Annotated in this window: 25 protein-coding genes; 14 read left to right on the top strand and 11 right to left on the bottom strand. The window is 73.7% G+C overall.

The window, feature by feature from the left end:
• The first annotated feature begins 94 nt into the window (after nt 1-94).
• The 4 genes from ACFYW1_RS10380 to ACFYW1_RS10365 all read left to right on the top strand — a co-directional run bounded on the left by ACFYW1_RS10380 (nt 95) and on the right by ACFYW1_RS10365 (nt 4,552).
• A complete protein-coding gene (locus ACFYW1_RS10380) occupies nt 95-1,315 on the top strand; it encodes a sensor histidine kinase (protein WP_388989889.1) in 1,221 nt (406 codons plus the stop codon).
• Entirely contained in the window at nt 1,300-1,947 is a 648-nt protein-coding gene (locus ACFYW1_RS10375; RefSeq protein ID WP_388989887.1) for a LuxR C-terminal-related transcriptional regulator, read from the top strand. The genes ACFYW1_RS10380 and ACFYW1_RS10375 overlap by 16 nt, the downstream gene beginning before the upstream one ends.
• Before the next feature lie 114 nt (nt 1,948-2,061).
• Complete coding sequence (locus tag ACFYW1_RS10370) at nt 2,062-3,012, top strand: MerR family transcriptional regulator (RefSeq protein ID WP_388989885.1); 951 nt, start codon at nt 2,062-2,064, stop codon at nt 3,010-3,012.
• A 397-nt stretch (nt 3,013-3,409) separates the two neighbouring features.
• Nucleotides 3,410-4,552, top strand: a complete 1,143-nt coding sequence (locus ACFYW1_RS10365) for an ABC transporter substrate-binding protein (RefSeq protein WP_388989883.1) — start codon at nt 3,410-3,412, stop codon at nt 4,550-4,552.
• A 12-nt stretch (nt 4,553-4,564) separates the two neighbouring features.
• On the opposite strand, the gene ACFYW1_RS10360 is transcribed toward ACFYW1_RS10365, so the two are convergent.
• Together ACFYW1_RS10360 and ACFYW1_RS10355 are read right to left on the bottom strand one after the other, a co-directional pair.
• The gene (locus ACFYW1_RS10360) at nt 4,565-5,737 is read right to left on the bottom strand and encodes an endonuclease/exonuclease/phosphatase family protein (protein WP_388989881.1); all 1,173 of its coding nucleotides are present in this window, start codon (nt 5,735-5,737) and stop codon (nt 4,565-4,567) included.
• Between the two features lie 66 nt (nt 5,738-5,803).
• Entirely contained in the window at nt 5,804-6,469 is a 666-nt protein-coding gene (locus ACFYW1_RS10355; protein WP_388989879.1) for a M15 family metallopeptidase, read from the bottom strand.
• 206 nt (nt 6,470-6,675) lie between these two features.
• Between ACFYW1_RS10355 and ACFYW1_RS10350 the strand changes: the two genes are divergently transcribed.
• From ACFYW1_RS10350 to ACFYW1_RS10325, 6 genes are all read left to right on the top strand, one after another.
• Complete coding sequence (locus ACFYW1_RS10350) at nt 6,676-7,404, top strand: response regulator transcription factor (RefSeq protein WP_388989877.1); 729 nt, start codon at nt 6,676-6,678, stop codon at nt 7,402-7,404.
• A 110-nt stretch (nt 7,405-7,514) separates the two neighbouring features.
• Nucleotides 7,515-8,615 carry a sensor histidine kinase gene (locus ACFYW1_RS10345; protein ID WP_388989875.1) on the top strand — a complete coding sequence of 367 codons (1,101 nt, stop codon included), beginning with the start codon at nt 7,515-7,517 and terminating at the stop codon, nt 8,613-8,615.
• Between the two features lie 53 nt (nt 8,616-8,668).
• Nucleotides 8,669-9,178, top strand: coding sequence for a nuclear transport factor 2 family protein (locus ACFYW1_RS10340; protein WP_388989873.1), 510 nt, complete (start codon nt 8,669-8,671; stop codon nt 9,176-9,178).
• 164 nt (nt 9,179-9,342) lie between these two features.
• On the top strand, nt 9,343-9,711 hold the full coding sequence (locus tag ACFYW1_RS10335) for a type II toxin-antitoxin system RelE/ParE family toxin (RefSeq protein WP_388990180.1): 369 nt from the start codon (nt 9,343-9,345) through the stop codon (nt 9,709-9,711).
• Nucleotides 9,708-10,076, top strand: coding sequence for a helix-turn-helix domain-containing protein (locus tag ACFYW1_RS10330; protein ID WP_388989871.1), 369 nt, complete (start codon nt 9,708-9,710; stop codon nt 10,074-10,076). The genes ACFYW1_RS10335 and ACFYW1_RS10330 overlap by 4 nt, the downstream gene beginning before the upstream one ends.
• A 96-nt stretch (nt 10,077-10,172) precedes the next feature.
• The gene (locus tag ACFYW1_RS10325; RefSeq protein ID WP_388989869.1) at nt 10,173-12,755 is read left to right on the top strand and encodes a bifunctional FO biosynthesis protein CofGH; all 2,583 of its coding nucleotides are present in this window, start codon (nt 10,173-10,175) and stop codon (nt 12,753-12,755) included.
• 32 nt (nt 12,756-12,787) lie between these two features.
• On the opposite strand, the gene ACFYW1_RS10320 is transcribed toward ACFYW1_RS10325, so the two are convergent.
• The 6 genes from ACFYW1_RS10320 to ACFYW1_RS10295 all read right to left on the bottom strand — a co-directional run bounded on the left by ACFYW1_RS10320 (nt 12,788) and on the right by ACFYW1_RS10295 (nt 17,777).
• On the bottom strand, nt 12,788-13,363 hold the full coding sequence (locus ACFYW1_RS10320; protein WP_388989867.1) for a hypothetical protein: 576 nt from the start codon (nt 13,361-13,363) through the stop codon (nt 12,788-12,790).
• Between the two features lie 125 nt (nt 13,364-13,488).
• Nucleotides 13,489-14,754 (bottom strand): MFS transporter, encoded by a 1,266-nt coding sequence (locus tag ACFYW1_RS10315; RefSeq protein WP_388989865.1) that lies wholly within the window; start codon nt 14,752-14,754, stop codon nt 13,489-13,491.
• On the bottom strand, nt 14,751-15,938 hold the full coding sequence (locus ACFYW1_RS10310) for a PLP-dependent cysteine synthase family protein (protein ID WP_388989863.1): 1,188 nt from the start codon (nt 15,936-15,938) through the stop codon (nt 14,751-14,753). The genes ACFYW1_RS10315 and ACFYW1_RS10310 overlap by 4 nt, the downstream gene beginning before the upstream one ends.
• Before the next feature lie 175 nt (nt 15,939-16,113).
• On the bottom strand, nt 16,114-16,527 hold the full coding sequence (locus ACFYW1_RS10305) for a hypothetical protein (protein WP_388989861.1): 414 nt from the start codon (nt 16,525-16,527) through the stop codon (nt 16,114-16,116).
• An 81-nt stretch (nt 16,528-16,608) separates the two neighbouring features.
• On the bottom strand, nt 16,609-17,247 hold the full coding sequence (locus ACFYW1_RS10300; protein WP_388989859.1) for a hypothetical protein: 639 nt from the start codon (nt 17,245-17,247) through the stop codon (nt 16,609-16,611).
• Between the two features lie 74 nt (nt 17,248-17,321).
• The gene (locus ACFYW1_RS10295; protein WP_388989857.1) at nt 17,322-17,777 is read right to left on the bottom strand and encodes a MerR family transcriptional regulator; all 456 of its coding nucleotides are present in this window, start codon (nt 17,775-17,777) and stop codon (nt 17,322-17,324) included.
• 50 nt (nt 17,778-17,827) lie between these two features.
• Between ACFYW1_RS10295 and ACFYW1_RS10290 the strand changes: the two genes are divergently transcribed.
• From ACFYW1_RS10290 to ACFYW1_RS10280, 3 genes are all read left to right on the top strand, one after another.
• Nucleotides 17,828-19,120, top strand: a complete 1,293-nt coding sequence (locus tag ACFYW1_RS10290; protein ID WP_388989855.1) for an MFS transporter — start codon at nt 17,828-17,830, stop codon at nt 19,118-19,120.
• A 58-nt stretch (nt 19,121-19,178) separates the two neighbouring features.
• Nucleotides 19,179-21,542: a tetratricopeptide repeat protein gene (locus ACFYW1_RS10285; protein ID WP_388989853.1), complete on the top strand. Its 2,364-nt coding sequence runs from the start codon at nt 19,179-19,181 to the stop codon at nt 21,540-21,542.
• A gap of 177 nt (nt 21,543-21,719) precedes the next feature.
• Complete coding sequence (locus ACFYW1_RS10280; RefSeq protein WP_388989851.1) at nt 21,720-22,835, top strand: ADP-ribosylglycohydrolase family protein; 1,116 nt, start codon at nt 21,720-21,722, stop codon at nt 22,833-22,835.
• 77 nt (nt 22,836-22,912) lie between these two features.
• On the opposite strand, the gene ACFYW1_RS10275 is transcribed toward ACFYW1_RS10280, so the two are convergent.
• Nucleotides 22,913-23,695 (bottom strand): SDR family oxidoreductase, encoded by a 783-nt coding sequence (locus tag ACFYW1_RS10275; RefSeq protein WP_388989849.1) that lies wholly within the window; start codon nt 23,693-23,695, stop codon nt 22,913-22,915.
• Nucleotides 23,696-23,791: 96 nt separating this feature from the next.
• Here ACFYW1_RS10275 and ACFYW1_RS10270 point away from each other — a divergent pair, with 96 nt between their 5' ends.
• On the top strand, nt 23,792-24,631 hold the full coding sequence (locus tag ACFYW1_RS10270; protein ID WP_388989847.1) for a hypothetical protein: 840 nt from the start codon (nt 23,792-23,794) through the stop codon (nt 24,629-24,631).
• A gap of 115 nt (nt 24,632-24,746) precedes the next feature.
• On the opposite strand, the gene ACFYW1_RS10265 is transcribed toward ACFYW1_RS10270, so the two are convergent.
• The gene (locus ACFYW1_RS10265; RefSeq protein ID WP_388989845.1) at nt 24,747-24,953 is read right to left on the bottom strand and encodes a DUF397 domain-containing protein; all 207 of its coding nucleotides are present in this window, start codon (nt 24,951-24,953) and stop codon (nt 24,747-24,749) included.
• Between the two features lie 382 nt (nt 24,954-25,335).
• Entirely contained in the window at nt 25,336-26,205 is an 870-nt protein-coding gene (locus ACFYW1_RS10260; RefSeq protein ID WP_388989843.1) for a helix-turn-helix domain-containing protein, read from the bottom strand.
• Nucleotides 26,206-26,470 lie beyond the last annotated feature (265 nt).

Genomic DNA, 26,470 nt, shown 5'->3' with positions numbered 1-26,470 from the left:
TGCGGGGGTGGGGCGGGACACTGATCCGCCCTCTACTTCCGAGGTAGTGCAGGCTCTACCCCGGCCGCCCGAACCGCCGGTCTACGGTGGGCACATGCGTCCCACGACGGCCTGGCAGGCCATGGCCCAGCGACCCATGAGCTTCCTGATGTCGAGCTGGCCCTGGAGGTCCCTGGCCTATCTGGGCAGCGGCGTCCTGTTCGGCACGGTGGCGGTGGTGATCGTCGCAGCCGGTCTGCTGGCGGGGGTCGCGCTGCTGGTGGTGCTGATCGGGATCGCCCCCCTGGTGGGTCTGGTGCCGGCCGCCACCGCGGTGGCGGCGGTGGAGCGCCAACGGCTGCGGCTGGTGGACCTCGACCGGCTGCCGGACCCGCACCGGCGTCCGGACGCGCCGGGGGCCAGGGCGTGGGTGGCCACCCGGCTCAAGGAGCAGGTGACCTGGCGGGAGTTGTTGTTCACCCTGCTCTCGACGGCCGCGCTGTGGTGGCTGGACCTGATGGTGCTGGGCTTCTGCTTCGGGCTGCCGGCCGCCTTCCTCGGTTCGCTGGACGGCGAGACCTGGCCCTGGGCGATCTTCAGCGCGGTGGTGCTGCTGGCCTCGCCCTACACGGTGACCTCGTGGGCGGGGGCGCGTGCCGCGATGGCGCGTACCTTCCTGGCCCCGCGCGACCGGGAACTGGGGGAGGAACTGCGCGAGGTGCGTGCCTCGCAGGTCCGTCTGCTGGACTCCTTCGACGCGGAGCGGGTACGGATCGAACGCGATCTGCACGACGGGGCGCAACAGCGGCTGGTGTCGCTGGGAATGACCCTCGGGATGCTGCGTCTGGACACCCCGCCGGACTCCCCGCAGTCCGAACTGCTCACCCAGGCGGAGACCCAGCTCTCCGCGGCGCACCAGGAGCTGCGGGCGCTGATCCGGGGGCTCAATCCGCCGGTGCTGGCCGATCACGGACTCGTGGCGGCGATCGAGGACTACGCGGCCCGGTTCCCGATCCCGGTCACGGTGGACCTCCGGCTGCCCGAGGGGCTGCCCCGGAAGGTGGAGACGACCATGTACTACCTCCTCAACGAGGCGATGACGAACATCGCCAGACACAGTGGGGCCACGAAGGCGGAGGTGCGCGGTCGATACCATGCCGATCTGCTGATCTTCGACATCATGGATGACGGCCGCGGCGGCGTGGACACGGAAGCGGGCAGTGGCGTGACCGGCCTGGCCGACCGGGTCGGGGCGCTCGACGGCCGGATGCGGGTGTCGAGTCCGGTCGGCGGTCCCACCCTGTTGCATGTGGAGGTTCCATGTCGCTACGCCTGATCGTGGCGGAGGACGCCGTGCTGTTGCGCGAAGGTCTGGTCGGGCTGTTGCAGCGGGTCGGGCACGAGGTGGTCGCGGCGGTCGGCGACGCCGGCGCCCTGGTCGCGGCGGTGCGCTCCGAGCGGCCCGACCTGATCGTCACCGACGTACGGATGCCTCCGACACTGAGCGACGACGGGCTGAAGGCGGCCGTGCAACTCCGTGAGGAATTACCCGGGTTGCCGGTCCTCGTGCTCAGCCAGTACGTGGAACGCTCGTACGCGCTGGGCCTGCTGGACTCCGGCGGCGGAGCCGGGGTCGGCTATCTGCTCAAGGAGCGGGTGGCCGCGGTGGCCGACTTCACGGCCGCCATCGACCGGGTCGCCATCGGCGGGACGGTGGTGGACCCGGAGGTGATCCAGCAGCTCGTACGGTTGCGGAAGGACCCCCTGGAACGGCTGAGCCCCCGGGAGCGCGAAGTGCTCGGCCTGATCGCCCAGGGCCGTACCAACTCCGCCGTCGCCGCCGAGCTGTTCATCAGCGAGGCCGCCGTGAACAAGCACATCGGCAACATCTTCGCCAAGCTGGACCTGCCGGTGGCCACCGAGGGGCACCGGCGGGTGCTGGCGGTGCTCGCCTTCCTGCGTGCCTGACCGGGGCCCGTCATGAGCGGAACCCGTCCCCGCACGTCGCGGGAGGTCCCGGCCGTGGACCGGCCGGGGAAGGGCCTTGAGTCTCCAGTGGGTGGAGACAGCAGAGTCGGGGCCATGGACGCCACGACCCTCTACTCGATCGGGGAGCTCTCCCGGCGGACCGGACTGCCCGTGAGGACACTCCGGTTCTACTCCGATTCCGGGGTGGTGGCACCGACCACCAGAAGTCCCGCCGGCTACCGGCTCTACGACCATGACGCACTGCTCCGTCTGGAACTCCTCCGCACCCTGCGCGAGCTGGGCCTGGACCTGGCCACGATTCGCCGGGTGCTGGACCGCGAGCTCTCGGTGGCGGAGGTCGCCGCGGCGCACGCGGATGCCCTGGACGTCCAGATCCAGGTGCTGCAACTGCGCCGGAGCGTTCTGCGGGTCGCGGCCGGACGCGGGTCCGACCCCGAGGAGACCACACTCATGCACAGGCTCACGCAGCTGTCCGGCGAGGAACGCCGACGCCTGATCGACGATTTCGTGGAGGGCACCTTCGGCGCGGCGGACGCCGACCCGGCCGCAGTGGCCATGGTCCGCGCCGCAGCTCCCGACCTCCCCCGCGACCCGTCCGGCGAGCAGGTCGCCGCATGGGTGGAACTCGTCGAGCTGATGGGCGACGAGGACTTCCGGCCCCGGCTGCGCCGGACGGCCACGTACCGGGCCACCGGGCGCACCCCCGACATCGAGAGGGAGGCCGGCGAGGAACTGATGGAGTTCACCCGTCGGAAGGTGACCGAGGCCGTGGAGTCGGGCATCGACCCGCTCGGCGACCGGGCCGCGCCCGTGGTCGACGACCTCGTGCACCGCTTCGCCGAGGTGTTCGCGCGCACCCCCGACGCGGAGTTCCGGGAGTGGATGGCCCGGAAGTTCGAGGAGGCGCACGACCCCCGGGTGGAGCGGTACTGGCGGTTGGTCTGGATCGTCAACGGCTGGCAGGTGGTACCGGAGCTGGCCCCGGTGGACCCCTGGCTCGTCCGGGCCCTGCACGGAACGGGGGCGGGAAGAGCCGACAAGTAGCCTCGCCGCCGAGCGGAGCGGCGAGGAGGGAGCGGCGTGAATCATCAACAGGTGCTGGACAAGCCGGCCGCCGGGGGACACGTCCGGGCGCTGGACGAGGAACTGGGCCGGGGCCACGGCTCCCGGCACCGCCGCGAGCGACGCCGGTCATGCGGCGGGCCGTCGCGCGCGTCCACCACGTCGGCGAAAGCGTGCTCCGCCTCGGCGGCGCGGCCCGGCAGCCGGACGAACGGATAATCGGTTGCCCGGTGGCGGCGGAGGTGGCTCCAATGACCCGCATGATCACCCGGGCGCGCCCGCCGCGGCGAGACGCGGCGAACGCGCACCGCCCGGCGGCCCCGTCCGGTGCGCGATCCGGGCGGGGCCGCGACCCGTCGTCCAGGGGAGAGGCCACCCGATGAACACGCCACCGCCATCATCACCGTCCCTGCCGTACCCGCCCGCGCCGTCCGGGGCGGAGGACACGGACGGAACGCCCGTCCGGCTGGGCGTTCTCGCCCCGTTGACCCGGCCCGGCTGGGTCGAGGCGGGCCGGCAGCTGCTCGCGGGGGTCGAGCTGGCCGTCCGGGAGGTCAACGGCGCGGGCGGGATCGGCGGCCGGCCGCTGGAGCCGGTGGTCCGGGACACCGCGGCCGATCCCGGGCGGGCCGCGGCGGCCGTGGACGAACTGGCCGCGCTGGGCGTGGCCGCCGTGGCGGGCGAGTACCACAGCGTCGTCGCCCGCGCCGCCGCCGCACGGGCCGACGCCCTCGGCGTACCGTTCCTCTGCTCGTCCGCGGTGCTCGACGCGCTCACCGACGGGCCGACGGACCGGGTCGCGCGCGTGGCCCCGGCCCAGTCCCACGGCTGGCGGGTCTACGGGGACTTCCTCCTCGGCGCGGGCCGGACCCGGATCGCCGTGGCCACCCAGCCGAGCGTCTACTGGGCGTCCGGGACCCGCATCCTGCGCGACCACCTCGCCCCGCACGGCGGCACCGTCGTCGAGCTCGACGCGAACGCGCTCGGCCCCGAGGCCCTGTGCGACGCGCTCGCCGACTCCGGTGCGACGGCGCTCCTCCTGCTGGTCGGCCACCCGGAACCGGCGGCGCCGATCGTCCGGGCGGTCCGGGCCGACCGGCGGCTCGCGGAGGTCCTGATCGGCGCCCCGGCCGGGCAGCCGGAGTTCGCCGGATGGGCCGCGGAGCTGGGCGGGGACGGTGCGGGGGTGCCGTTCCTGCGCTACCTGCCCGAGCGCCTCGGCCCGCTCGGCGAACGCGTCGGGAAGGAGCTGCGCGAGCGGCTGGGCGCCCCGCCCTCCTTCGTCGCCTTCGAGGGCTGGGACACGGTCGCCGTCCTCGCCGAGGCGCTGCGCTCGTACGGTACGGACCGGGCGGCCGTCGCCGGGGCGTGGCCGGGCGTGGCGGTCGAGGGCACCCGCGGGCCGATCCGGTTCTCCCGTCCGCCGGGCATCGGCGTTCTGCAGTGGGCCTGGGCGCCGGTCCAGGTCGTCGACCGGGACCCGGCGGACCCTGATCGCTTCCGGGTCCTCCGCACCGGCTGAGCGGGGTGCCGGTCAGGCCCCGAGCCCGGCGGCTACCGGGCGGTGGTCGCTGCCGGTGGAGGGGAGGGTCCAGGCGTCGGTGGGGGTGAGGCCACGGGTGAGGATGTGGTCGATGCGGGTGAGGGGGAAGGCGGCGGGCCAGCTGAACCCGAAGCCGGTGCCGCCGCTGCCCTCCACCGACGCCAGCCGGGAGGTCAGCGGTTGGAGCCTGCGGTCGGTGGTGGCGCCGTTGAGGTCGCCCAGCAGCAGCACCTTCTGCTGCCGCTCCTCGTCGAGGGCCCGGACGAGGGCGCCGAGGGTCTCGTCGCGCCGGCCGGTGGTGAAGCCGGACGCGCCGACGCGGACCGAGGGCAGATGGACCACGTAGACGGCGAGGGGGCCCTTCGGCCCCTGGACCAGGGCGCGCAGGGAGCGGCTCCAGCCGGGGTCGATGGTGATGCGCCGGGACTCGGCGATGGGGTAGCGGCTCCACAGGGCGACGGTGCCGATGTGCACGGAGTGCGGCAGCCGTCGGTCCAGCGACTCGCGGTAGGCGGGCAGGGCCTCGTCGGTGACCTCCTCCAGGGCCACCAGATCGGGGTCGGCGGCCAGCAGCGTACGAGCGGTCGCGGCGGGGTCGGGGTTGTCGGCGTTGACGTTGTGGGTGACCACGGTCAGGTCCGGCCCGCCCCCGCCGTTCCCGCCGCTCCCGCCGAGGAACAGGGACGCGAACAGGGCGGACCACACGGCGCCGAGCAGGAGCGCGGCGACGACGGCCGGGACGGACCGGCGGACCAGGGCGGCCAGGAGCAGTACCGGTACGGCCAGGCCGGTCCAGGGCAGCACGGTTTCGAGCAGGCTGCCCAGGTTGCCCGGAGTGTTGGGCACGAGCGAGTGGCAGACCAGCACGAGCCCCGTGACCACCGCGACGACGCCCAGGAGCCGGTCCCCGCGCCGCTTCGGGAAGTACGGGAAGTACGGGAAGGACGAGAAGTACGGGAAGCGCGGGAAGTACCGGCCGGGAGCGGCGGGCGAGGACATGGAGGGGCCCGGCCCGGTGGGTTCCGACGGCCCGGCGGGGTCGGGGGCGATGAGGTCCGGGCCGGTGGGTTCCGACGGCTCGGCGGGGGACGGCGGTTCGGAGGGGTCGGAGAAGCCGCCTCCGATGTACACGTCCGGGTAGGGGTCCTCGCGCAGATCGGCCATGGCATGTCCTTCGGAAGGAAGTGGCACCGACCCGCGGGCCGGCTCACGGACTGGGCGCATCGCCGGTCAGCCGGCCGCGTCGGTCAGGGGCGTCGGGCAGTTGCCGCCCGGGGTGGTGAGCAGCTCGAAGTGCCACATCTCGTTGTTGTAGACCTGGCACAGGCCGTAGTCGGAGCCGTTGCGGATGAGCCAGTCGTCGGCATCGGTGGGGCCGATGTCGACCGCCTTCCCGGACACGTGGGTCGACTTCTCCGGGGTCTTCACGAACCGCCTCGCCTCTTCGAGGCTCCCGTACTTCTCGACGCCCTCGTCCAGCAGGCGCCGCTGGTGCTCCTTGGAGCGCCAGCCCGAGGTGACCCGGAACTCGATGCCGTCCTCGCGGGCGTCCCGGGCCGCCTTCTGCACGGCCTTCAGCAGGCGCTCGTCCAGTCGGCCGACGGCCGGGTAACGGGTGTCGAAGGGGGTGAGCTCGCGGCCGTCCGGGCGGTCGCCCTCGCTGTCGGAGCCGTCGCCGGTGTCCTTCGGGGCGGCGTCCGCGGACGCTCCGCCGCCGTCCGGTCCGTGGTCCGCCGTCGGGGCCGCCCGTGCGGCCGGTTCGCTCCGGGTGGGCGTGCCCCAGACCGCCGTCAGCGCCAGCACCAGCACCGCGGCCGAACCGGCCCAGAGCGCGGTCCGGCCGGGGAAGCGGCGCGCGGCCGGGGCGGGGCGGTCCGCGGTGGGGTCGTCGTGCATGGTCTCCTCCGGGCGTCCGGGCGGGGCGGCGGGTATCGCCGACCGATGCCCCGAGTGAACGCCGGGCCGTGTTGTCGGGCCGTTTCGATTTCTCGATACGTTTTCGATAACCCCGTACCGTTTGGATGTCCCCGTACCGTTTCCGCGGGGGAACGTACGGACGGGCCGGTGACCGGCCGGGCGAGGCACGGAGCGGGAGAGACCGGATGCGGGTGCTGATTGTCGAGGACGAGCTGTATCTCGCCGAGGCGGTGCAGGCGGGGCTGCGGCTGGAAGCCATCGCCTCCGACATCGCCGGGGACGGGGACACCGCCCTGGAGCGCCTCGACGTGAACGAGTACGACGTCGTCGTGCTCGACCGCGACATCCCCGGCACGCACGGCGACGACGTGTGCCGGATCATCGTGGAACGGCGCCTGGGCTGCCGGGTGCTCATGCTGACCGCGGCGGGCCTGATCAACGAGAAGGTCGCCGGGTTCGAGCTGGGCGCCGACGACTACCTGACGAAGCCCTTCGACCTGAAGGAACTCGTCGTACGCCTCCGCTCGCTGGCCCGCCGGCCCAAGGACAGCACGCCCCCCGTCATCGAGTACGCCGGAATCCGGCTGGACCCGTTCCGGCGCGAGGTCTTCCGGGACGGGAAGTACGTGGCGCTCACCAGGAAGCAGTTCGCCGTCCTGGAGGTCCTCATGACCGCGCGGGGCGGGGTGGTCAGCGCGGAGACGCTGCTGGAGCGGGCCTGGGACGAGAACGCCGACCCGTTCACCAACGCGGTCCGCATCACCATGTCCACGCTCCGCAAACGGCTCGGCGAACCGTCGCCCATCCACACCGTGCCCGGCGTCGGATACCGCCTCGACGGGACGGCCGACGCGGGGCGGCCCGGGACCACGGGGCAGTACGGGGACCACGGGGCGACGGGGCGCGGGCGATGAGGGGCGGCGGGTCCGCACCCCACCACGACGGCGGCACCGGGACGGCCGGGGGCCCGGCACCGGCCGGGGGTCCCGCACCGGCCGGGCGGCCGCGGCGGCTGACCGCCCGGATGAAGCTCACCCTCACCTACGCCCTGTTCGTCGTCGCCTCCGGGATGTTCAGCCTGGTCCTGGTGTACCTGGCGATGCGCTTCGTGCCCAACTACCCGCTGGGCGACGTGAATCCGCAGGCCGCGGCCGTCGCCACCCGCCCGGACATCCTTCAGGCCCTGGTCAAGGCGTCCGGGGTCGCCCTGCTGTTCCTCGCGCTGATCGGGTTCGGCGCGGGCTGGCTCATCGCGGGCCGTGTCCTGCGCCCGCTCCAGGACATCACCCGGGCGGCCCGCCGGGCCGCCGACGGCTCCCTGGACCACCGCGTCGGACTCACCGGCCCGCGCGACGAGTTCACCGAACTCTCCGACACCTTCGACGACATGCTCGCCCGCCTCCAGCGGTCCTTCGACGCCCAGCAGCGGTTCGCCGCCAACGCCTCGCACGAACTGCGCACCCCGCTCGCCGTCAGCCGCACCATGCTCGACGTGGCCGTCGCCGACCCCGACGGGCAGGACTACCAACGCCTCGTCTCCCGGCTCCGCGAGACCAACCAGCGCGGCATCGACATCACCGACGCCCTGCTCCAGCTCTCCGCCCTCGACCACGCCCCGCCCGCCACGGAGGAACGGCTCGACCTCGCCGACACCGCACGGGCCGCCGTCGGGACCGTCCGCGAGGAGGCCGGGGCGCGGGGCATCGACCTCGCCACCGACCTCCGGCCGGCCCCGGTCACCGGCAACGGCGTACTGCTGCGCCAGCTCACCCTGAACCTGCTCCACAACGCCGTGCGGCACAACCTGCCCACGGGCGGATCGCTCGCCCTGACCACCGGCCCCGACCCGGTGCGCCCCGGCCGCGCCCTGCTGACCGTCGCCAACACCGGACCGCTGCTGCCCGACACCGTCGACCACCTCACCGAGCCGTTCCTGCGCGGCGGCGGGCGGCTGGCCGAGAAGGACCCCGGCCGCCGCGGCCACGGCCTGGGCCTGGCGATCGTCTCCAGCATCGTCCGCGCGCACCACGGGGAACTGGCCCTGACCCCCAACCCCGGCGGGGGGCTCACCGTCCGGGTGTCGCTGCCCGGCCCCGAGCAGGGCGGAACACGCCCGTCGCGATGAGCGCGGGACGGAGGGCTTGACCTCAAGCGCGCTTGGGGAAGGAGGCTTCCGTCATGGACATCGAAGAGATGCGGCGAGAGCTGCGCACCCTGACCGACCGTGCCGAGATCGCCGACCTGCTGGGCCGTCACCTGCGTTCCCTGGACGCGGGGGTCTTCGACGAGGAGTGGGCGAGCGCCTTCCACACCGAGGACGTCACGGCGGAGATGCCCATCGGCACCGTGCACGGCCGCGACGCCCTGCTGTCCCACGTCCGGCGGGCAATGGCGCTGTTCGACCGGACCGTGCACCTGGGCACCGACGCCGTCATCGAGATCGACGGCGACCGGGCCACCGCCCGCGGCGCCCAGCTGAGTACCCACGTCCTGGCGGACGGACCGGGCGGACCGGGCGGACTCTTCGTCTCCGCCGGCCACGTCGACAACGAACTGGTCCGCACGCCCGACGGCTGGCGGATCTCCGCCTCGGCCCTGCGCGTGGTGTGGACCCGCGGCACCCCGCCCCGCCTGCCGGAAGATTTCGCCCTGGCGGCCCCGGCGTCCCCGACGGCTCCCGCGGCCTGACACGGGCGCTGCGGGGCGGGCGCCGGGCCGTGTCGTCGACCGGGTCGGCCGGGGCCCGCTTCCCGCCATCGCGCAGTTGTGACCGGCCTGTGGAGGGCCGAAAGCCGAGCGCGTCCGCCCAGAGCTCGTGTTATGCAAATTTCTGTATAGTCGTGTTCGTGGAACTGCCCTGGCGGATCGAGATCGAGCCCGAAGTCCGGCAGTGGTTGGCGTTGCTTGCCGATGCTCAGTACGACAAGGTCGAACGGGCGGCCGACATGCTTGCGGCGAAGCCCACCACGTTGGCCGAGCCGTACTCCAGGCATCTTGGTGGCAAGGTGCGTGAGCTGCGCTTCGTCATGGACGGCAGTGCGGTGCGCATCACCTACTGGCTCGCTCCCGAGAGACGGATCGTGCTGCTGACCGTGTTCCGGAAGACCAAGCAACGCGAGACCGCCGAGGTCGAGCGTGCTCAGCAGGCGCAGAAGGTCTGCGAGAGCGACCACGGCCCGGCCGAGCACGTCTACGACCGGAGCGAGGAGGAACAGCCGTGAATCACTCCCGGTGGAAGACGCGACAGACCAGGAAGCTTCTGGGAGAGGTCGTCGAGGAGTCGTCCGCCTACGTCGAGGCCGGGTACGCCTTCGCACTGGGGCAGGCCGTGTACGACCGACGGACCGGGCTCGGGCTGTCGCAGACCGAGCTGGCCCGTCGTGCGGGGATGACGCAACCGCAGATCTCCCACATCGAGGGCGGTGATTCCGTTCCGACCCTGGCCCTCCTGACACGCCTGGCCAAGGCGTTGGACGCTTCGCTCACCATTGATCTGGACGGTGACACCTCGGCATTCACCTTCACCCCGCACAAGCATGGCGGTCCCGACGGGCTCCCGGCACGCGGGAGCTCCCCCGCGGCCTGACACGACCGGCAACGCCCGCGCCGGGGCCGTCCCGGAGCGGGGCGGGAGGCAGATGCCCTGGTCCGGGGCGCGGGGGTCGCTCGTATGCTCGGGGCCATGACCGATCCTCAGCGCGGACGTCCGACCACCAATGCCATGCGGCGCGCCCTCAAACGGGCCCGCGACGGCGTCGCCCTCGACGTGACCGAGGCCGCCGTCCTGCTCCAGGCGCGGGGCGACGACCTGACGGACCTCGCGGCCTCGGCCGCCCGGGTGCGCGACGCCGGGCTGGAGGCCGCGGGGCGGCCGGGGGTGATCACGTACTCCCGCAAGGTCTTCATCCCGCTGACCCGGCTCTGCCGCGACAAGTGCCACTACTGCACCTTCGTCACCGTGCCCGGCAAGCTCCGGCGCGCGGGCCACGGGATGTTCCTGTCGCCCGACGAGGTGCTGGACATCGCCCGCGAGGGCGCGGCCATGGGGTGCAAGGAAGCCCTGTTCACGCTCGGCGACCGGCCGGAGGACCGCTGGCCCGAGGCGCGGGAGTGGCTGGAGGCCGAGGGGTACGACGACACCCTCGCGTACGTGCGCGCCATGGCGATCCGGGTCCTGGAGGAGACCGGGCTCCTGCCGCACCTCAACCCCGGGGTGCTGGGCTGGACCGACCTCCAGCGCCTCAAGCCCGTCGCCCCGTCCATGGGCATGATGCTGGAGACCACCGCGACCCGGCTGTGGTCCGAGCCCGGCGGCCCGCACCACGGCTCCCCGGACAAGGAACCGGCCGTACGGCTGCGGGTCCTGGAGGACGCCGGACGTTCCAACGTGCCGTTCACCACCGGCATCCTGATCGGCATCGGCGAGTCGTACGAGGAGCGCGCCGATTCCCTCTTCGAGCTGCGCCGCACCGCCCGCGCCTACCACGGCATCCAGGAAGTCATCGTCCAGAACTTCCGGGCCAAGCCCGACACCGCGATGCGCGGCATGCCGGACGCCGAACTGGAGGAGCTGGCCGCCGCCATCGCCGTCGCCCGGCACGTCCTCGGCCCGTCCGCCCGCATCCAGGCCCCGCCGAACCTCGTCGACGCCGAGTACGCGCTGATCGTCGGCGCGGGCATCGACGACTGGGGCGGGGTGTCACCGCTCACCCCGGACCACGTGAACCCCGAGCGCCCCTGGCCGCACATCGACGAACTCGCCGCGCGGACCGCCGAGTCGGGCTACACGCTCCGCGAACGCCTCACCATCTACCCGGAGTTCATCAAGCGCGGCGAGCCCTGGCTCGACCCCCGGTTGCTGCCGCACGTGCGGGCGCTCGCCGACCCGGAGACCGGGCTCGCCCGCGAGGGCGCGATCCCCGCCGGGCTGCCCTGGCAGGAGCCCGACGAGGAGTTCGGCGCCACCGGCCGCACCGACCTGCACCGCACCATCGATACCGAGGGCCGCACCGGCGACCGCCGCGAGGACTTCGACGAGGTGTACGGGGACTGGGAGGCGCTGCGCGAGTCCGCCGCCCCCGGCATGGTCCCGTCCAGGATCGACGCGGACGTGCGGGCCGCGCTCGGGCAGGCCGCCGACGACCCGACGAAGCTCACCGACGAACAGGCACTCGTCCTGTTCCACGCCGAGGGCGAGGCGCTGGACGAACTGTGCCGGATCGCGGACACCCTGCGCCGCGACGTGGTCGGCGACGACATCACGTACATCGTCACCAGGAACATCAACTTCACCAACGTCTGCTACACCGGCTGCCGCTTCTGCGCCTTCGCCCAGCGGCGCACCGACGCCGACGCGTACAGCCTCTCCCTGGACCAGGTCGCCGACCGGGCCGCGCAGGCGTGGGACGTCGGCGCGGTCGAGGTCTGCATGCAGGGCGGCATCCACCCGGACCTGCCCGGCACCGCCTACTTCGACATCGCGCGGGCGGTGAAGGAACGCGTGCCCGGCATGCACGTGCACGCCTTCTCGCCCATGGAGGTCGTCAACGGCGCCACCCGCACCGGCCTGTCCATCCGCGACTGGCTGACCGCCGCGAAGGAGGCCGGGCTCGACTCGATCCCCGGCACGGCGGCCGAGATCCTGGACGACGAGGTCCGCTGGGTCCTCACCAAGGGCAAGCTGCCGACGGCGACCTGGCTGGAGGTCATCCGGACCGCCCACGAGGTGGGCCTGCGCTCCTCGTCCACGATGATGTACGGGCACGTCGACCAGCCCCGGCACTGGCTCGGCCACCTGCGGACCCTGGCCCGGCTCCAGCAGGAGACCGGCGGCTTCACGGAGTTCGTCACGCTCCCGTTCATCCACACCAACGCCCCGATCTACCTGGCGGGCATCGCCCGGCCCGGCCCGACCGACCGCGACAACCGGGCCGTCACCGCCATGGCCCGGCTGCTGCTCCACCCGCACATCACCAACATCCAGACCAGCTGGGTCAAGCTCGGTACGCAGGGCGCGGCCGAGATGCTGCGCTCGGGCGCCAACGACCTGGGCGGCACGCTGATGGAGGAGACCATCTCCCGCATGGCCGGGTCGAGTTACGGCTCGTACCGGTCGGTCCGGGACCTCGTCGCCATCGCCGAACTGGCCGGCCGCCCGGCGAAGCCGCGCACGACGCTGTACGGGGAGGTCCCGCAGGAACGGCAGCGGGCGGCGGAGGCGTCCGACGGGCACCTTCCGGAGCTGCTGCCGCTGCTGCCGGACTGAGCCCGGCCCCGGCGGGTCCGGGCGGGGGTTCCTCAGCCGGGGGAGCCCGGGTTCCCGAGGTCGGCGGCGAGAGCGGCGAGGGCCTGCTTGCTCCTGCCCCAGTCGACCAGCTGGCCGGGAATCTCCGCCTTCGCCCGGACGGCCGAGGCGTGGCCGCCGCTCCGGGTGACGGTCACCGTGAGCACTCCGCCGAAGGTCCTGGCGTCGGACGGGATGTCGGCGGTCAGCGTGCAGCCGTCCTCGTGCTGCTCCACCGAGCGGATGCCCTGGCCGTGCAGGGCCAGGGAACACAGCACGGCGACGAGCGCCCGGCCCACCGGCTGCTCAAGCTCCGCCTCGTACGACTTGCCGGTGCGGAAACGGAGCTTCCGGCCCAGCCCGCGGCCGTGCTCGGCGCCCCTGAGCATCGGCCGGCCCACGAGCGGGACCGCCGAGGCGGCCCGGGACAGGAACTCCTCGGCGCTCATCGGCAGTCGGGTCCGGGACGCGCTCGCGGTGATCGCGTCCCGGACGGCGGGGACCCGGACGAGCACCTCGTAGCGGTGCTCGTCGGGCCAGCCGTCCCCCGGTCCGGTTGCGCCGGTGTCCGGTTCCATCGGTGTCGGCATCGGTGTGGTCGCCTCGCCCTCGTGCCGGAGACATGGTCGGGTGGTCAAGCACTGTTCCGACCGGATACCCGGCGATGCCGGAACCATGACCGTACCGCCGAAGGAAACCGGACCGGGGGCGGCGTTCAGGCGGTGACGGGCCGGACGGGGGGTGCGTGCAGCCGTCCGGTACGGGCGAGCGCGGCGACCGCGGCCGCGCACGCGGCCCCGGTCACGGCGAGCGCGGCCCACACGAGCCAGGGCGCGTGGGCGCGGGTGGCGTCCCAGAGCGCACCGAGGGCGAGGTTGCCGAGGGTGACGCCGAGGCCGGAAACGGTGTTGTAGAAACCGTAGTGGGTGGCGACCAGCCGGTTCCCGGACAGGGCGACGACGGTGTCCATCTCGAAGGGGTAGACCACCGCCCCGGCGGCGGCGAGCACGGCCACGGACACGGCGAGGGCCGTGAGGGAGCCGATCGCGGACCGGGCGGGGGCGAGGGCCAGGGGCACGAACGCCGCACCCATCGCGGCGAGTCCGACGGCCAGCGCCCGGTGGGGCGTGAAGCGCCGCCCGGCCCAGCCGGTCAGCCGCAGCTGTCCGGCCACCGCCACCGCGGCCGAGATGACGAACAGTCCGCTCGTCGCCTTCGTGCCGTCCGCGCCGAGAGCGGCGTCGGCGGCCAGCGGCAGCACCAGGTAGATCTGGAAGGTCAGCACGTAGGAGCCGATCATCGCCGCGGAGAACAGCAGGAACGGCCGGTTGGCGGCGACCTGCCGCCACTGGCTCCACACGGTCGGCGCGCCCCCGTCCCCGGCCGCCGCCCGGTGGGGGCCGGTGGCGCGGCGGTCGGGGAGCGCACGGGCCTGGAGCACGCTGAGGGCGGCGAAGACGACGGCGGCCGCGGTGCACACGGCGCGGAAGTCGGCGGCCAGCAGCGCGAGTCCGACCAGCGGCCCGAGGAGCATGCCCGCCTGGTAGTGGACGTTGAACAGGGCGAACGCGTCCACCCGGCGGTCGCCCGCCTCGGCGGCGAGGTAGGCGCGCACGGCCGGGTTGAACAGGGCCCCGGCGAACCCGGTCGCCGCCGACGCCACGATCAGGGCGGGGAGGCCGTCGACCCGGCCCAGGAGGGCGAACCCGCCGGTGCGCAGGACGCACCCGGCCAGGATCGGGGTCTTGTAGCCGAGGCGGTCGGCGATGGTGCCGCCGATGAGGAACATGCCCTGCTGGGAGAGGTTGCGCACGCCGAGGACCAGGCCGACCGCCCACGCCGCCATCCCCAGCCCCTCCGAGAGGTGGGCGGCGAGGTAGGGCATGAGCATGTAGAAGGCCAGGTTGATGGCGAACTGGTTCACCATCAGCAGGCGCGCGGCCGGGCCGAAGGAACGGGTCTGGGCCAGGATCTTCCTCATCGGGCCGCTCCCGCCGGGCTCAGGTCCTCCCGGCCGGTGGCGCCGGGGCGGGTCCGGGCCACGGCCCGGCAGCGGCTCCAGCGCGTGACCACCGTCCGGGCGGGGTCGGTGATCTCGTCCGGGTCGTCGGGCGGCTCGTGGCCGAGGAGCTGGTGGGCGCGGCAGTAGTCGTCGTCGAAGACGGTGGAGACGTAGCGGTGCGGGCCGTCGGGGAAGACGGCGGCGATGCGCTGTTCGGCGGGGGAGGTACGGGCGAGCCAGCGGGCGACCAGGGCGACCGCGCCGACGCTCCAGCCCCCGGTGGCGTACCAGGTGCGGGCCAGGGCGCGGGCGGCCCAGACGGCCTCGGGGGCGGCGACCCAGTGGACCTCGTCGAACAGGTCGTGGGCGACGTTGCGCGGGTGGATGGACGAGCCCAGTCCGCGCATCAGCCGGGGCCCGGCGGGCTGGCCGAAGATGGTCGAGGCGCAGGTGTCCACGGCGACCACCCGCAGCGCGGGGAAGAAGGTGCGCAGCACGCGGCCGATGCCCGCGGAGTGACCGCCGGTGCCGACCGCGACGACCAGGGTGTCGATCCGGCCGAGCTGGGCGACCAGTTCGTGCGCGAGGGGCCGGTAGGCGGCCGCGTTGTCGGGGTTGTGGTACTGGTCGGGGCACCACGCTCCCGGGCAGTGGGCGAGCAGCTCGGCCACCTTCTCGCGGCGGGCCTGCTGCCAGCCCCCTTCCGGGTGCGGCGTGGTGACCGTGTGGACCTCGACGCCGTAGGCGCGCAGCAACCCGGCGACCTGGGGCTCCATCCCGGGGTCGGTGACCAGCGAGACGGGATGGCCGTAGGTGATGCCGGCCAGGGCCAGGCCGAGGCCGAGGGTGCCGGAGGTGGACTCGACAATCCGGGCGCCGGGCGGCAGCACCCCGCGTTCCCGGGCGGCGGCCACCATGTACAGGGCGGTGCGGTCCTTGATGCCGCCCGGGTTGTGGCCCTCCAGCTTGGCCCAGAAGCCGCGCCCGGCGGAGGCGAACGGCTCGCCCACCCACAGCACGGGCGTGTCGCCCACCAGGGCGGACGGATGGGCGGCCGCCCGCGCCGAGGCGGCGAGCAGCCGGGCGGGGGAGACGGGGGAGGGGGAGGAGACGGGGGAAGCGGGTGCGGGGTCGAGGACGTGGTTCGGTGCGTGAGGGTTCATCGTGACGGTTCTCCCACCGCCGACGGCGGCCAACGGCCGCAGCGGCACGGCGAGAAGCCGGTGCGGTACGGCGGACGGCCGGAGCGGCGGTGTACGGGTGAGGGGGACATGGCACGGTGCGCCGCCGTCCCGGCACCCGAGGCGGACGCCTCGCGCACCGGCGCGACGGGCCCGGTCAGTTCCGCCAGACCTGCAACGCCGCCCGCCGCCCGCAGCCGGGCCGGGGCACCTCGTCCGCCCGGACCGGCGGGGCGCGCCCCGCGGCCACGAACACCACCGCCCCGACGCACAGCGGTTCCTGCTGGGGTGTCAGCTCCTTGTCCCAGCCCGGCTGCGCCCACGTCGGCTCGTCGAGCCCGGCGCACGGCTGAGGGCCGCGATGCTCCCCGCCGCAGGGGCCCGGTACGTCGGGGGCGTGCGAGGCGTGCGCGGGGGCGTCCGTCACGGCGAGGAGGTCGGTCCGGCCGGAGCCGGCGACCAGCGGGCCGTGGGCGCAGGCCACCACGTGGATCAGCGCGACGAGCACCAGGGCGAGCCACGGCCACCGGGCCGCGGCCCGACGTGACCCGGGCTCCGCGCTGATCCTCACTCACGTAACGTATCCGCACCGCTACATAAAGTTCCTGTCGGTGGTGCGTCGCGTCGTGCCGTGCCGCTCCTGGCGCGGCGCTCAGTTGTCGAACCAGACGACGAGGCGGACGTTGTCGGGGCCGTGGCGCCTGGCGAGGGTGCGCATCACCGTCCACACGTCGCCCCACTGGCCGTCGGGCACCGCCTGGCGCCGGCTGAGGCGTGCGATGCGGAAGAGCCGGTCGCCGTCGAGCCATTCGGTGCCCTCGGGCCAGTGCTCGCCCGCCCACATGGCGGTCCGCACATCGGTCCCGATGAGTTCGGCCAGGCGCTCCGACGAGGTGCCGCAGCCCTTCCAGACCCACTGGCCGTCGGGCCCGCGACGGTACTCGAACGCCGAGGGGTGCGGCTCCAGCCCCGCCGGCTCGTCCCAGTCCACCGCGTCCAGCTCCGCCCAGCTGATCCACGACGGGCTGTGGTAGCCGGCGCCCTCGTCCGCGAAGGCCCGGGCGACCGCCCGCGAGGCGTCGCCGGGGAACCCCCGCCCCGCCGCCAGCGGTTCGAACGAACCGTCCCGCACCCCGAAGAGACAGCCGAAGGAGAAGTAGTTCCGGCCCGTGAAGAAATGGTCCAGGTCTCCGACGGGGTGCCAGCGGACATCGGGTCCGTCGTCGTCGGGCTCGGAGGTGTCGTAGCAGTCGTCCCTGACCTCGATGTAGCCGTGGATGTCCGTTCCCATGGCGGGAATCCTGGCGGAGGGGCCCGTGCGCCGCGAACGAATTCGGGGCGGGGCACGCCGTTCCGGAGGCCCGGTTACGCCGTTCCGGGGCCGTCCGGGGGCAGGAAGTCGCCCTCGTACGGGACTCCGGTGAGTGCGGCGTCGACCCGCTCCCGGATGTAGCCGCCGGTCATCGGGCAGTCGAGGGCCCGGTCGGTGCGGCAGCGGAGCATGTGGTCGAGGACCGCCACCGCGCGGTTCAGCTTCTCGATCCGCCGGAGCATCGCGTCCCGCTGCCCGGCGATGAGCGCGAGGCGGTCCGTGGCCCTCTCGCTGCCGACGACGGCACCCGTCTCCGCGAGCGTCAGCATCCCGTCGTCGTGCCAGAGCTGGACGTAGGCGAGCCGGGCGAGGTCCTCGCGGCTGTAGTACCGGACGCGGCCCCGGCGCGCGCTGTGCCGGACGAGCCCGCGCTCCTCGTAGAACCTCAGGGTGGGGACGGTGAGCCCGAACGCGGCGGCGACCTCGCCGATCGAGTACAGGTCCTCCATCGGACACCTTCCGCCGCCCCGGCCGCACTTGCGCTCAAGCTTACTTGAGCGTGAACGCTGAAGGGGTCGTCCACCTCTGGAAGGTCCCCGTGCCCGTGCCCGTTCCCCCGCCCGCCGTCCGGACCCCCGGCGCACCCGCCCCGGCCCCGCCGCGCCCCTCCCGCGAACCGTCCGCCACCGCCTCGGCCGTGCTCCTCGTGACCGGCTTCGTCCTGCTGAGCCTGAACACCCGGGTGGCGTTCGGGCAGCTCGGCCCGCTCGCGCCCGTGGCCGGTCTCGGGACCGGGGCCGTCACCCTGCTCGGCCTGCTGCCGCCGCTCTGCATGGGGGCCTTCGCCCCGTTCGTCCCGCTGGTGCGGCGGCGGCTCGGCGAGGAGCGCGGCCTGTTCGCGGCGAGCGCCCTGCTGCTCGCCGGGGCGGTCGTGCGCATGCTGGGAATGCCCGGCCTCCTCGTCGGCACGGCACTGGTCGGTGTGGCCACGGCCGTGGTGAACGTACTGATACCGGTGTTCGTGCGCAGCCGGTTCGCCCCGCGCCGGGTCGGCGTCATGATGGGCGTCCACGCCCTGTCGATGGGGGCCGGTTCGGCGCTCGTCGCGGCGCTGATGGTGCCGGTGTGGCGGGCGGGCGGGCACGCGTGGGAGCCCGCCATCGGCGTCGCCGTGATCCCCGCCGCCCTCGCGGCCCTCGGCATCGCCCCCCAACTGCGGTACGGGAAAAGGGGCGTGGAGCCGGAACGGAGCCGGGGGCGGGACCGGGTACGCGTACTCGGCAGTGGCGACAGGGGTCTCGCCTGGAGCCTGATCGCCTTCTTCGGCCTGCAGACCCTGCTCTTCTACACCACCCTCGCCTGGCTGCCCGCGATCCTCGTGGCCTCCGGGGTCGCCGAGGGGACGGCCGGGACGATGCAGTCGCTGTTCATCGTCGGCGTCGCGGTCGGCGGCTTCCTCACACCGGTCCTGGCCGCGGCCCGCACCGACCAGCGCCCCCACCTCCTCGCGGTGCTCCTGGTCTGCGCGTCCGGGTACGCGGGCCTGCTCGTCGCGCCCGCGGCCGCCCCCGCGCTCTGGTCGTTCGTGCTCGGCGCGGGCCTCGGCGGCGGTCAGGCGGTGGCCGGGGTCCTGTACGTGAAACGGGGCCGGGACCACGACCACGTCGCCGCGCTGTCCACGGCGGCGCAGACGGGCGGCTACCTGCTCGCCGCCGCCGGGCCGGTCGCCGCGGCCGCGCTGCACACCGCCACGGGCGGCTGGACCGTGCCCCTGCTCGTCCTCACGGGCGTGCTGCTGCCGAGCGCCGCTGCGAGCCTGCGCGCGGGCCACGACCGGCCGGCGCGGAACTGACCCGGCCCGCGCGTCCGGTCCGTGACCGGGCGGAAGTGGCCGCTGGCAGACTGGGGGCATGTCCCCGACCGGTCCGCGCCGTCTGTCCCTCCAGGAGATCGTCGACGGGCACCGACGTGCCGCCTTCGTCGGCCGGGAGGACGAACTCGCCCTGTTCCGCGCCAACTTCGAGGTACCCCCGGAGGACCCGCGGCACCGCTTCGTGTTCCACGTCAGGGGGAACGCGGGGGTCGGCAAGACGTCCCTCGTACGCGAATGGGAGCGGGCCGCCCGGGAGTCGGGCGCGCTGACCGCGTGGGTCGACGACGCGGCCGAGTCGATACCCGAGGTACTGGCCTCGGTGGCCGCGCAGTTCGCCGGACAGGGGCACCCGCTCAAGGCGCTGGACCGGCTGCTCACCACGTACCGGCGGCAGCTCCACGAGGCGGCCGCCGCCCCCGCCGACGGAGAGCCCTCCCCGGGCGCCCTGGCCGCCTCGCAGGCCGGGCTGATGGTGGCCGGGACGATCCCCGTGCTGGGGGCACTGGCCGGCGGCCTCGACCCGGCGACGGTGGCCCGGGGCGCGGGCGGGCTGCGCGCGGTCTTCGGCGGGCGGGCCCGGCAGGAGGAGGAGGCGAGGCTGTCGGCGGAACCGGTACAGGTCCTCACCCCCGTGTTCGTCGCCGAACTGGAGCGGGTCGCGGACACCGTCCCCTGGGTGACGCTGTTCCTGGACACCTACGAGCGCACCGCCCCGGTGCTCGACGGCTGGCTGACCGACCTGCTCACCCCGCACCGCCACGGGAACCTCCCCGCGAACCTCGTCCTCACCCTCGCCGGGCAGCGCCGCCTCGATCCCGTGCGCTGGTCCGGGTACGGCCGGCTGCTGGCGGACGTGCCGCTGGCCCCGTTCACCGAGCGGGAGTCGCGCCGGCTCCTCACCGGCAGGGGGGTGCTGGACGAAACCGTCGTGCGGGAGGTGCTGCGGCTCTCCGGCGGGCTGCCGGTCCTGGTGTCCACGCTCGCCACGAACCCGGGCGCGTTCGAGGACGCGAACGCGACGGCCGTCGAACGGTTCCTCGCGGCGGAGGGCGACCCCGGGCGGCGCGCGGCGGCCCTGGCGTGCGCCCTGCCCCGGCGGCTGGACGAGGACCTGGTCGCCGTGGCGGCACCGGACGCCGCGCCCGGCCTTCACGGCTGGCTGAACGAACTGCCGTTCGTCGCCGGGCGGTACACCGGCCGGGCCAGGTACCACGACGTGGTCCGCGCCCCGATGCTCCGGCTGGAGCGCACCGCCTCGCCCCGCCGCTGGGCCGAGGCGCACGAGCGGCTGGCCGGGGCCTTCGCCGACCGCCGGGACCGGGCGGCCGAGGGCGTGGCCCCGGACCGGCTCTGGACCGAGGAGCCCTGGCGCGAGGCGGCCCTCGACGCGCTGTACCACCGGCTCTGCGCCCACCCGCGCTCCGCGCTCCCCGACGCCCTGCGCGCCGGGATCGACGTCTGCGGGCAGGACCCGGTGGCCGCCCGGCACTGGGCGCGCACCCTCGCGGAGGCGGGCGAGGACGCCGACAGCGCCGTACTGCGCGACTGGGGGCGGGACCTGCTGACCGCGCTGACCGACCACGGGCCGCGCGTCGCCGCCGCCCTCGGACTGCTGCTGACCCGCGCCGAACTGGCCGACACCGACCGGGCGGCCGCCCTCGTGGTGCGGGCCTGGGACCACTACCGGGCCGGCGAGGCCGAGGCGGCGCTGTCCGACCACGGGCGGGCCGTCGCGATGGACCCGCGCAACGCCCGGGCGTTCCAGGGGCGGGCCGTCGTGCTGCGGGCGCTCGGCCGGTACGGGGAGGCCCTGGCCGACCTGGACCGGGCCGAGGAGATCGCGCCCGACTGGGCCCGGTCGGTGCGGGAGCGGGGCGAGACCTACCGGCGGATGGGGCGGCTGGAGGAGGCCCTGGCGGTGCTGGACCGGGCGCACGCCCTGGACCCGGCCGACGCCGTCCCGCTCGGCAGCCGGGGCCTGGTGCGGCACCGGCTCGGCCGGCACGAGGAGGCGCTCGACGACTTCGACCGGGCGATCGCCCTGCGGCCGGAGTACCGCTGGGCGCTCGTCCGCCGCGCCCGGGTCCGCTCCGTCCTGGGCGACCCGGTGGGCGCCCTCGCCGACCTGGACCGGGCCGAGGAACTGGTACCGGGACGGGCCGGAACGGCGGGGGAGCGGGGCGAGGTGTACCGGGCGACGGGGCGTCACGAGGAGGCCGTCGCCGAGTACGGCCGGGCGCTCGCCCTGGACCCGGACTACGCCTGGGCGCTGGGCAGCCGGGCGCTGGCGTACGAACAGCTGGGCCGCGTCCCGGACGCGCTGGCCGACCTGGACCGGGCGCTGGAGATCGACCCGCAGTACGCGTGGGCGCGCGAGCAGCGGAACCGGCTGACCGGCTGAACGGCCGACCGGTCGAACGCCCGGGGAGGGGCCCGGCCCGCGTCCACCGGTCAAAAACGACCTGCGGGACGTCCGTCCACATACCCACGCGTACCCGTTTGCGGTCTCCCGACTCACCGTTCCCGTTCGATTACAGTGCTGCGAAGTCGCGTCGGGCCGACGGGGAAGAGGGGCGCGGTGACCACAGGAACCACGGCTGTCTGGGGCCGGGCCGAGCAGCAGGACTTCCGCAGCCGGGTACGCGGCGCGCTGCTGTGCGGGGCGGTCGGCGACGCGCTCGGGGCCGGGGTCGGCGACCTCACGCTGGAGGAGATCCGGGCGGACCACGGCGTCGAGGCCGTCACCGACCTCGTGCCCGTGCACGGCGTGCGCGGCACCGTCACCGCCATCACCCAGCTCACCCTGTTCACCGTCGACGGTCTCATCCGGGCCCAGGTCCGCCGCGACATCGGAGCCTGGCACCCGCCCACCGACGTGCACCGCGCCCATCTGCGCTGGCTGGCCACGCAGCACGACTGGGGGCCCGACGAGCGCCGCGCGGAGGACGGCTGGCTCGCCCGGCAGGAATGGCTGTACGTCCGCCGGAACCCCGCCCGGGAATGCCTCACCGGCTTCGGCGACGCCACCATGGGCACGCTCGACCAACCCCGGAACCCCACCGCCCGGGACTCGGCGGCCCTCACCCGGTCCGCGCCGTTCGGGCTGCTCGTCGGCTGGGAGCCCGAACTCGTCCTCCAGCTCGCCGTCGAGTGCGCCGCCCAGACCCACGGCCACCCCGTCGCCCTGCTCTCCGCGGGGGCCTTCGCCGTCATGATGCACGCGCTGACCCGGGGCGAGACCCTGGACGGCGCCGTCCAGCACGCGCTGGCCCTGCTCGCCGAGAAGCCCGGCCACGAACCGGTCTCCGAGGCGCTGAAGCAGGCCCTCGGCACCGTGCGCCAGGGCATTCCGGGCCCGGCCCTGATCGAGTCGCTGGGCGACACGGACTCGGCCGAGGAGGTGCTCGCCGTCGCCGTGTACTGCGCGCTGGTCAGCGAGGACGTACGGCACGGGCTGCGGCTGGCCGTCAACCACGGCGGCCCGTCCGCCGCCACCGGGGCCCTGTGCGGGGCGCTCCTGGGCGCGCTGCACGGCGAGACCGCGCTGCCGCCCGCCTGGCTCGTCGAACTGGAGGGCCGGGCCACCCTGCTGGAGCTCGCCGACGACTTCGCCATGGAGATGACCCAGGGCCCGGCCCTGCACAACCCCTCCGCCGCCGCCCCCGGCTGGCTGGCCCGCTACCCGCGCGGCTGAGGCCCGTACGGGAGGCGGGGACGGGGAGAGGGACCGGGGTGCGGACGTGGATGCCGCCGCGGCCGCACCCCTCCTCCCTAGCGCATCACTTCACCTGCGTTGACCAGCAGGGACTGTCCGGTGATCGCCCGCGCCCGGTCCGACGCCAGGAACACGGCGGCCTCCGCCACATCGCCGTCCGTGGCCGGTTCGGGCAGGGCCATGCGCTCGGTGAGCCCGCTCAGCACCTCGGCCTCGCTCATTCCCCCGGCGCGCGCCGTGGACCGTACGTACGCCTGCACCGGCGGGCCCCACATCCAGCCCGGCAGCACCGTGTTGACCCGGATGCGGTGCGGGCCGAACTCCCGCGCCATGGAGTACATCGCCGAGGTGAGCGCCCCCTTCGACGCCGCGTACGCCGCCTGCCGCACCCGGGACGGCGCGGCCACCGAGGACTGCGTACCGATGATCACCACCGAGCCGCCCCGCTCCTTGAGGCCGGGCAGACAGGCGCGGGTCATCCGCAGCGTGCCGAGCAGATTGACGTCGAGCACCGACCGCCAGGCGTCGAGGTCGGCGTCCTCGACCCCGCCGAAATGGCGGTCCAGGGCGGCGACGTGTACCACCGCGTCGAGCCGCCCGAACCGTTCCAGCGCCAGCGCGGCGAGCGCTCCGCACTGCGCCTCGTCCGTGATGTCGGTGGCCAGATGGGCGGTGTGCCGGCCCCCGGGGTCGATCCGCGCGGCCGACCCGGCGAGCTGCGCGGCGGTGCGCGCGCCGAGCACCGCGTCCCCGCCCTCCCGCACGACCGCCGCGGCGACCCGGTGCCCGAGCCCGGGCCCCACACCGGACACGACGACGGTCTTCCCCGCGAGCGACATCGACGGCCTCCGGACAGTGGTGGTTCCGCACCCTGGCAGTTTTTCTGACGGTGCGTCAGAGTAGGGCGTCGTGGCCGAGTACGGAAGGGGAACGGCATGAGCGACGAGACGCGGAGCGCCGTCTACGGCGAACTGGCCGCGCTGGGGCCGTACGGGGTCCGCCCCGGCCACGCGCTGATCACCCTGGTCGAACCGCACCCGGGCCACGAGCGCGCGTACAACCGCTGGTACGAGGACGACCACTACTACGCGGGCGCGATGGCGATGCCCTGGATGTTCGCCGGGCGCCGCTGGGTGGCCACCCGTGAACTGCGGGAACTGCGCTATCCGGAACGGTCCGCGGTCGCGGAGCCGGTCGGGGCCGGCTGCTACCTGTCCACGTACTGGGTGACGGAGGGGCGCTACGACGACCACATGAGGTGGACCGTCGGCATCAACAAGCGGCTCGACCGGGACGACCGCGTCCACCGGGACCGCACCCATGTGTTCACCTCGTTCCAGCACCACGAGGCGACGGTCTACCGGGACGGCGCCGAGGGGCCCCGGGACTTCCACGCCCTGGACCACCCCTACCGCGGGCTGGTCCTCGAAGTGATCGACGCCGAAGGCCCCGGGCAGCGGGCCGAGTTGCTCGAATGGCTGCGCTCGCGGCATCTGCCGGAGCGGCTGGAGGGCTCCCCGGCGGCGATGGTGACCGTCTTCCGCCCGACACCGCTGCCCGGCGACCGGATGGCCTACGTGAAGCAGGTGGAGGGCGTCGACACCCGGCTGACCCTGCTGTGGTTCCTCCAGGAGGAGCCGGGGGAGTGCTGGGCCGGGCACTTCACGGGGCTCGACACGATCGTCGCGGAATCCGGCCGGGGGCGGGTGGAGCTGGTGGCGCCGTTCATCCCGACGGTGCCGGGAACCGATCTGTACGTCGACCGGCTGCGCTGAGCGACACGCACCGCAGGGCGGGTGTCGAGCCCCCTCGGCCAGGACGGCGGACCAGTCGAGAGGGCTGACGACGACACCGGAAAGGCGCTGCGGTGCGAACGCGCGAATTCATCGGTCAGGCGTCGACGGCACCCTTGCCGACATCACGCACGAATGCGTTCCACGCGGCGGGTACGAATGTGATCGAAGGGCCTTCGGGGGCCTTCGAGTCGCGTACGTCAATTGCCCGCACGAGAGGGGACTTGACTTCGACGCAGGCGCCGTTGCCCCCGGAATACGAGGACTTCGTCCACTTGTCCGTAGCACCCTGACGAATGGCCATGTTCACTCCGGTTCAAAGAGTCGCGTGGATGACACCAACGGCGTTCCGCCGGTGTTCCGTTTGGCGTGATCGACGCTACTCGTCAAGCCACTTGGGCGAGGGGGGCGTTCACTCGACCGGGTGGTATGTGTTCTGCTTATCTTCCGCTACGGGTGAGCGGCGGTGTATTCTCCCGCCGCCCCTCCCGTAACATCACTTCATTTTCCGCATTACGGACTTCACGGGGCGTTCGGGCTGTCCGGAATTCATGTACCGGAGGGCCCGGCGTGTTTCTCTTCCGCTCTCTTCGGTTCTCTTCCGCACGGCTTGTTCGCGTCGGACCGTGCGGCTCGCGCTGCCGGGCCGTGCGGATCGGGTGTATGCCGACGGAGACGTGTCCCGGTCACACGCCGGGGAGTTCGGTGTACTTCTTCGCAATTTCGGTGATGAAGTGCCGGGTCTGTTCCACATTCAACGCCTGTGCGCGCAGGTGCTCGTACATGACGCTGTACCGCTGGACGTCGTTCGCCTTCTCCAGATAGAGGTCGCTGGTGACGCCCTCGATGTAGACGACGCTGGAGTCCGCGGCGTCCGGGAATTCCAGAATGGCGTACTGCCCGTTGATGCCGGGGTGTGCGCCCATCTCGAACGGCAGCACCTGCACGGTCACGTGCGGCAGCCGGGACAGCTCGACCAGTTGCTCCAGCTGCTCGATCATCACCTGCTTGCTGCCGACCAGCCGGCGCAGCGCGGACTCGTCGATCACCGCCCACAGCCGCAGCGGGTGTTCCAGGTCGGTGATCCGGTCCTGGCGGCGGGCCCGGACGCTGACGCGCTTGTCGATGTCGCTCGGCGGGGCCTCCGGCAGCGCGCCGTTGATCAGTGCCTCGGCGTAGCTCCGGGTCTGCAACAGGCCCGGGACCACCTGGGGTTCGTACACCCGCAGCGACTCCGCGTCGGTCTCCAGACCGATGTAGACGCTGTACGGGATGTCGCCGAAGGCGTGCCACCAGCCCTGCTGGCGGGAGTCCTTGGCCATCTGCATCAGCGAGTCGACGATGCGGTGGTCCGCGACCTCGTACACCCCGCAGAGATCGCGGACGTCGCGCTGGCTGATGGAACGGCGGCCGTTCTCCAGGCGGCTGATCTTCGACTGCGATACCAGCAGTCGCTCCGCCACCTCCTCGGCCGTCATGCCCTTGAGCTCGCGCAGTCGGCGCAATTCCTGGCCCAATCGGCGTCGCCTGACGGTGGGATTGACGTTGGACGGCACGGAAACGGCACCTCCGGCTATGTAGCTGTGCGTATCTACTGCTGAGCAGATTGCCACCACTTGCCCCGGCCGCGCTGGGAAATGGACACACGCGCGCGCGGGGCAGCCGATGTCTCGGCTGCCCCGCGCTCGGTGCGGCTCCCGAACCGGGTCTTGGGGACGGCGGTGCGGCGGTATTCGATTGGTGCCGTGGGTACGGCGACGCCGTGGTGCGGTGGTGCGGTGGCGTCATGTGCTGCGGTGCTGCGGTGTGCTGCGGTGCGGG

It is taken from the genome of Streptomyces sp. NPDC002669 (assembly GCF_042889165.1).
GTDB lineage: Bacteria > Actinomycetota > Actinomycetes > Streptomycetales > Streptomycetaceae > Streptomyces.
The sequence above is the reverse complement of the archived record's forward strand: the minus strand, read 5'-3'. Positions and strand labels throughout refer to the sequence as shown.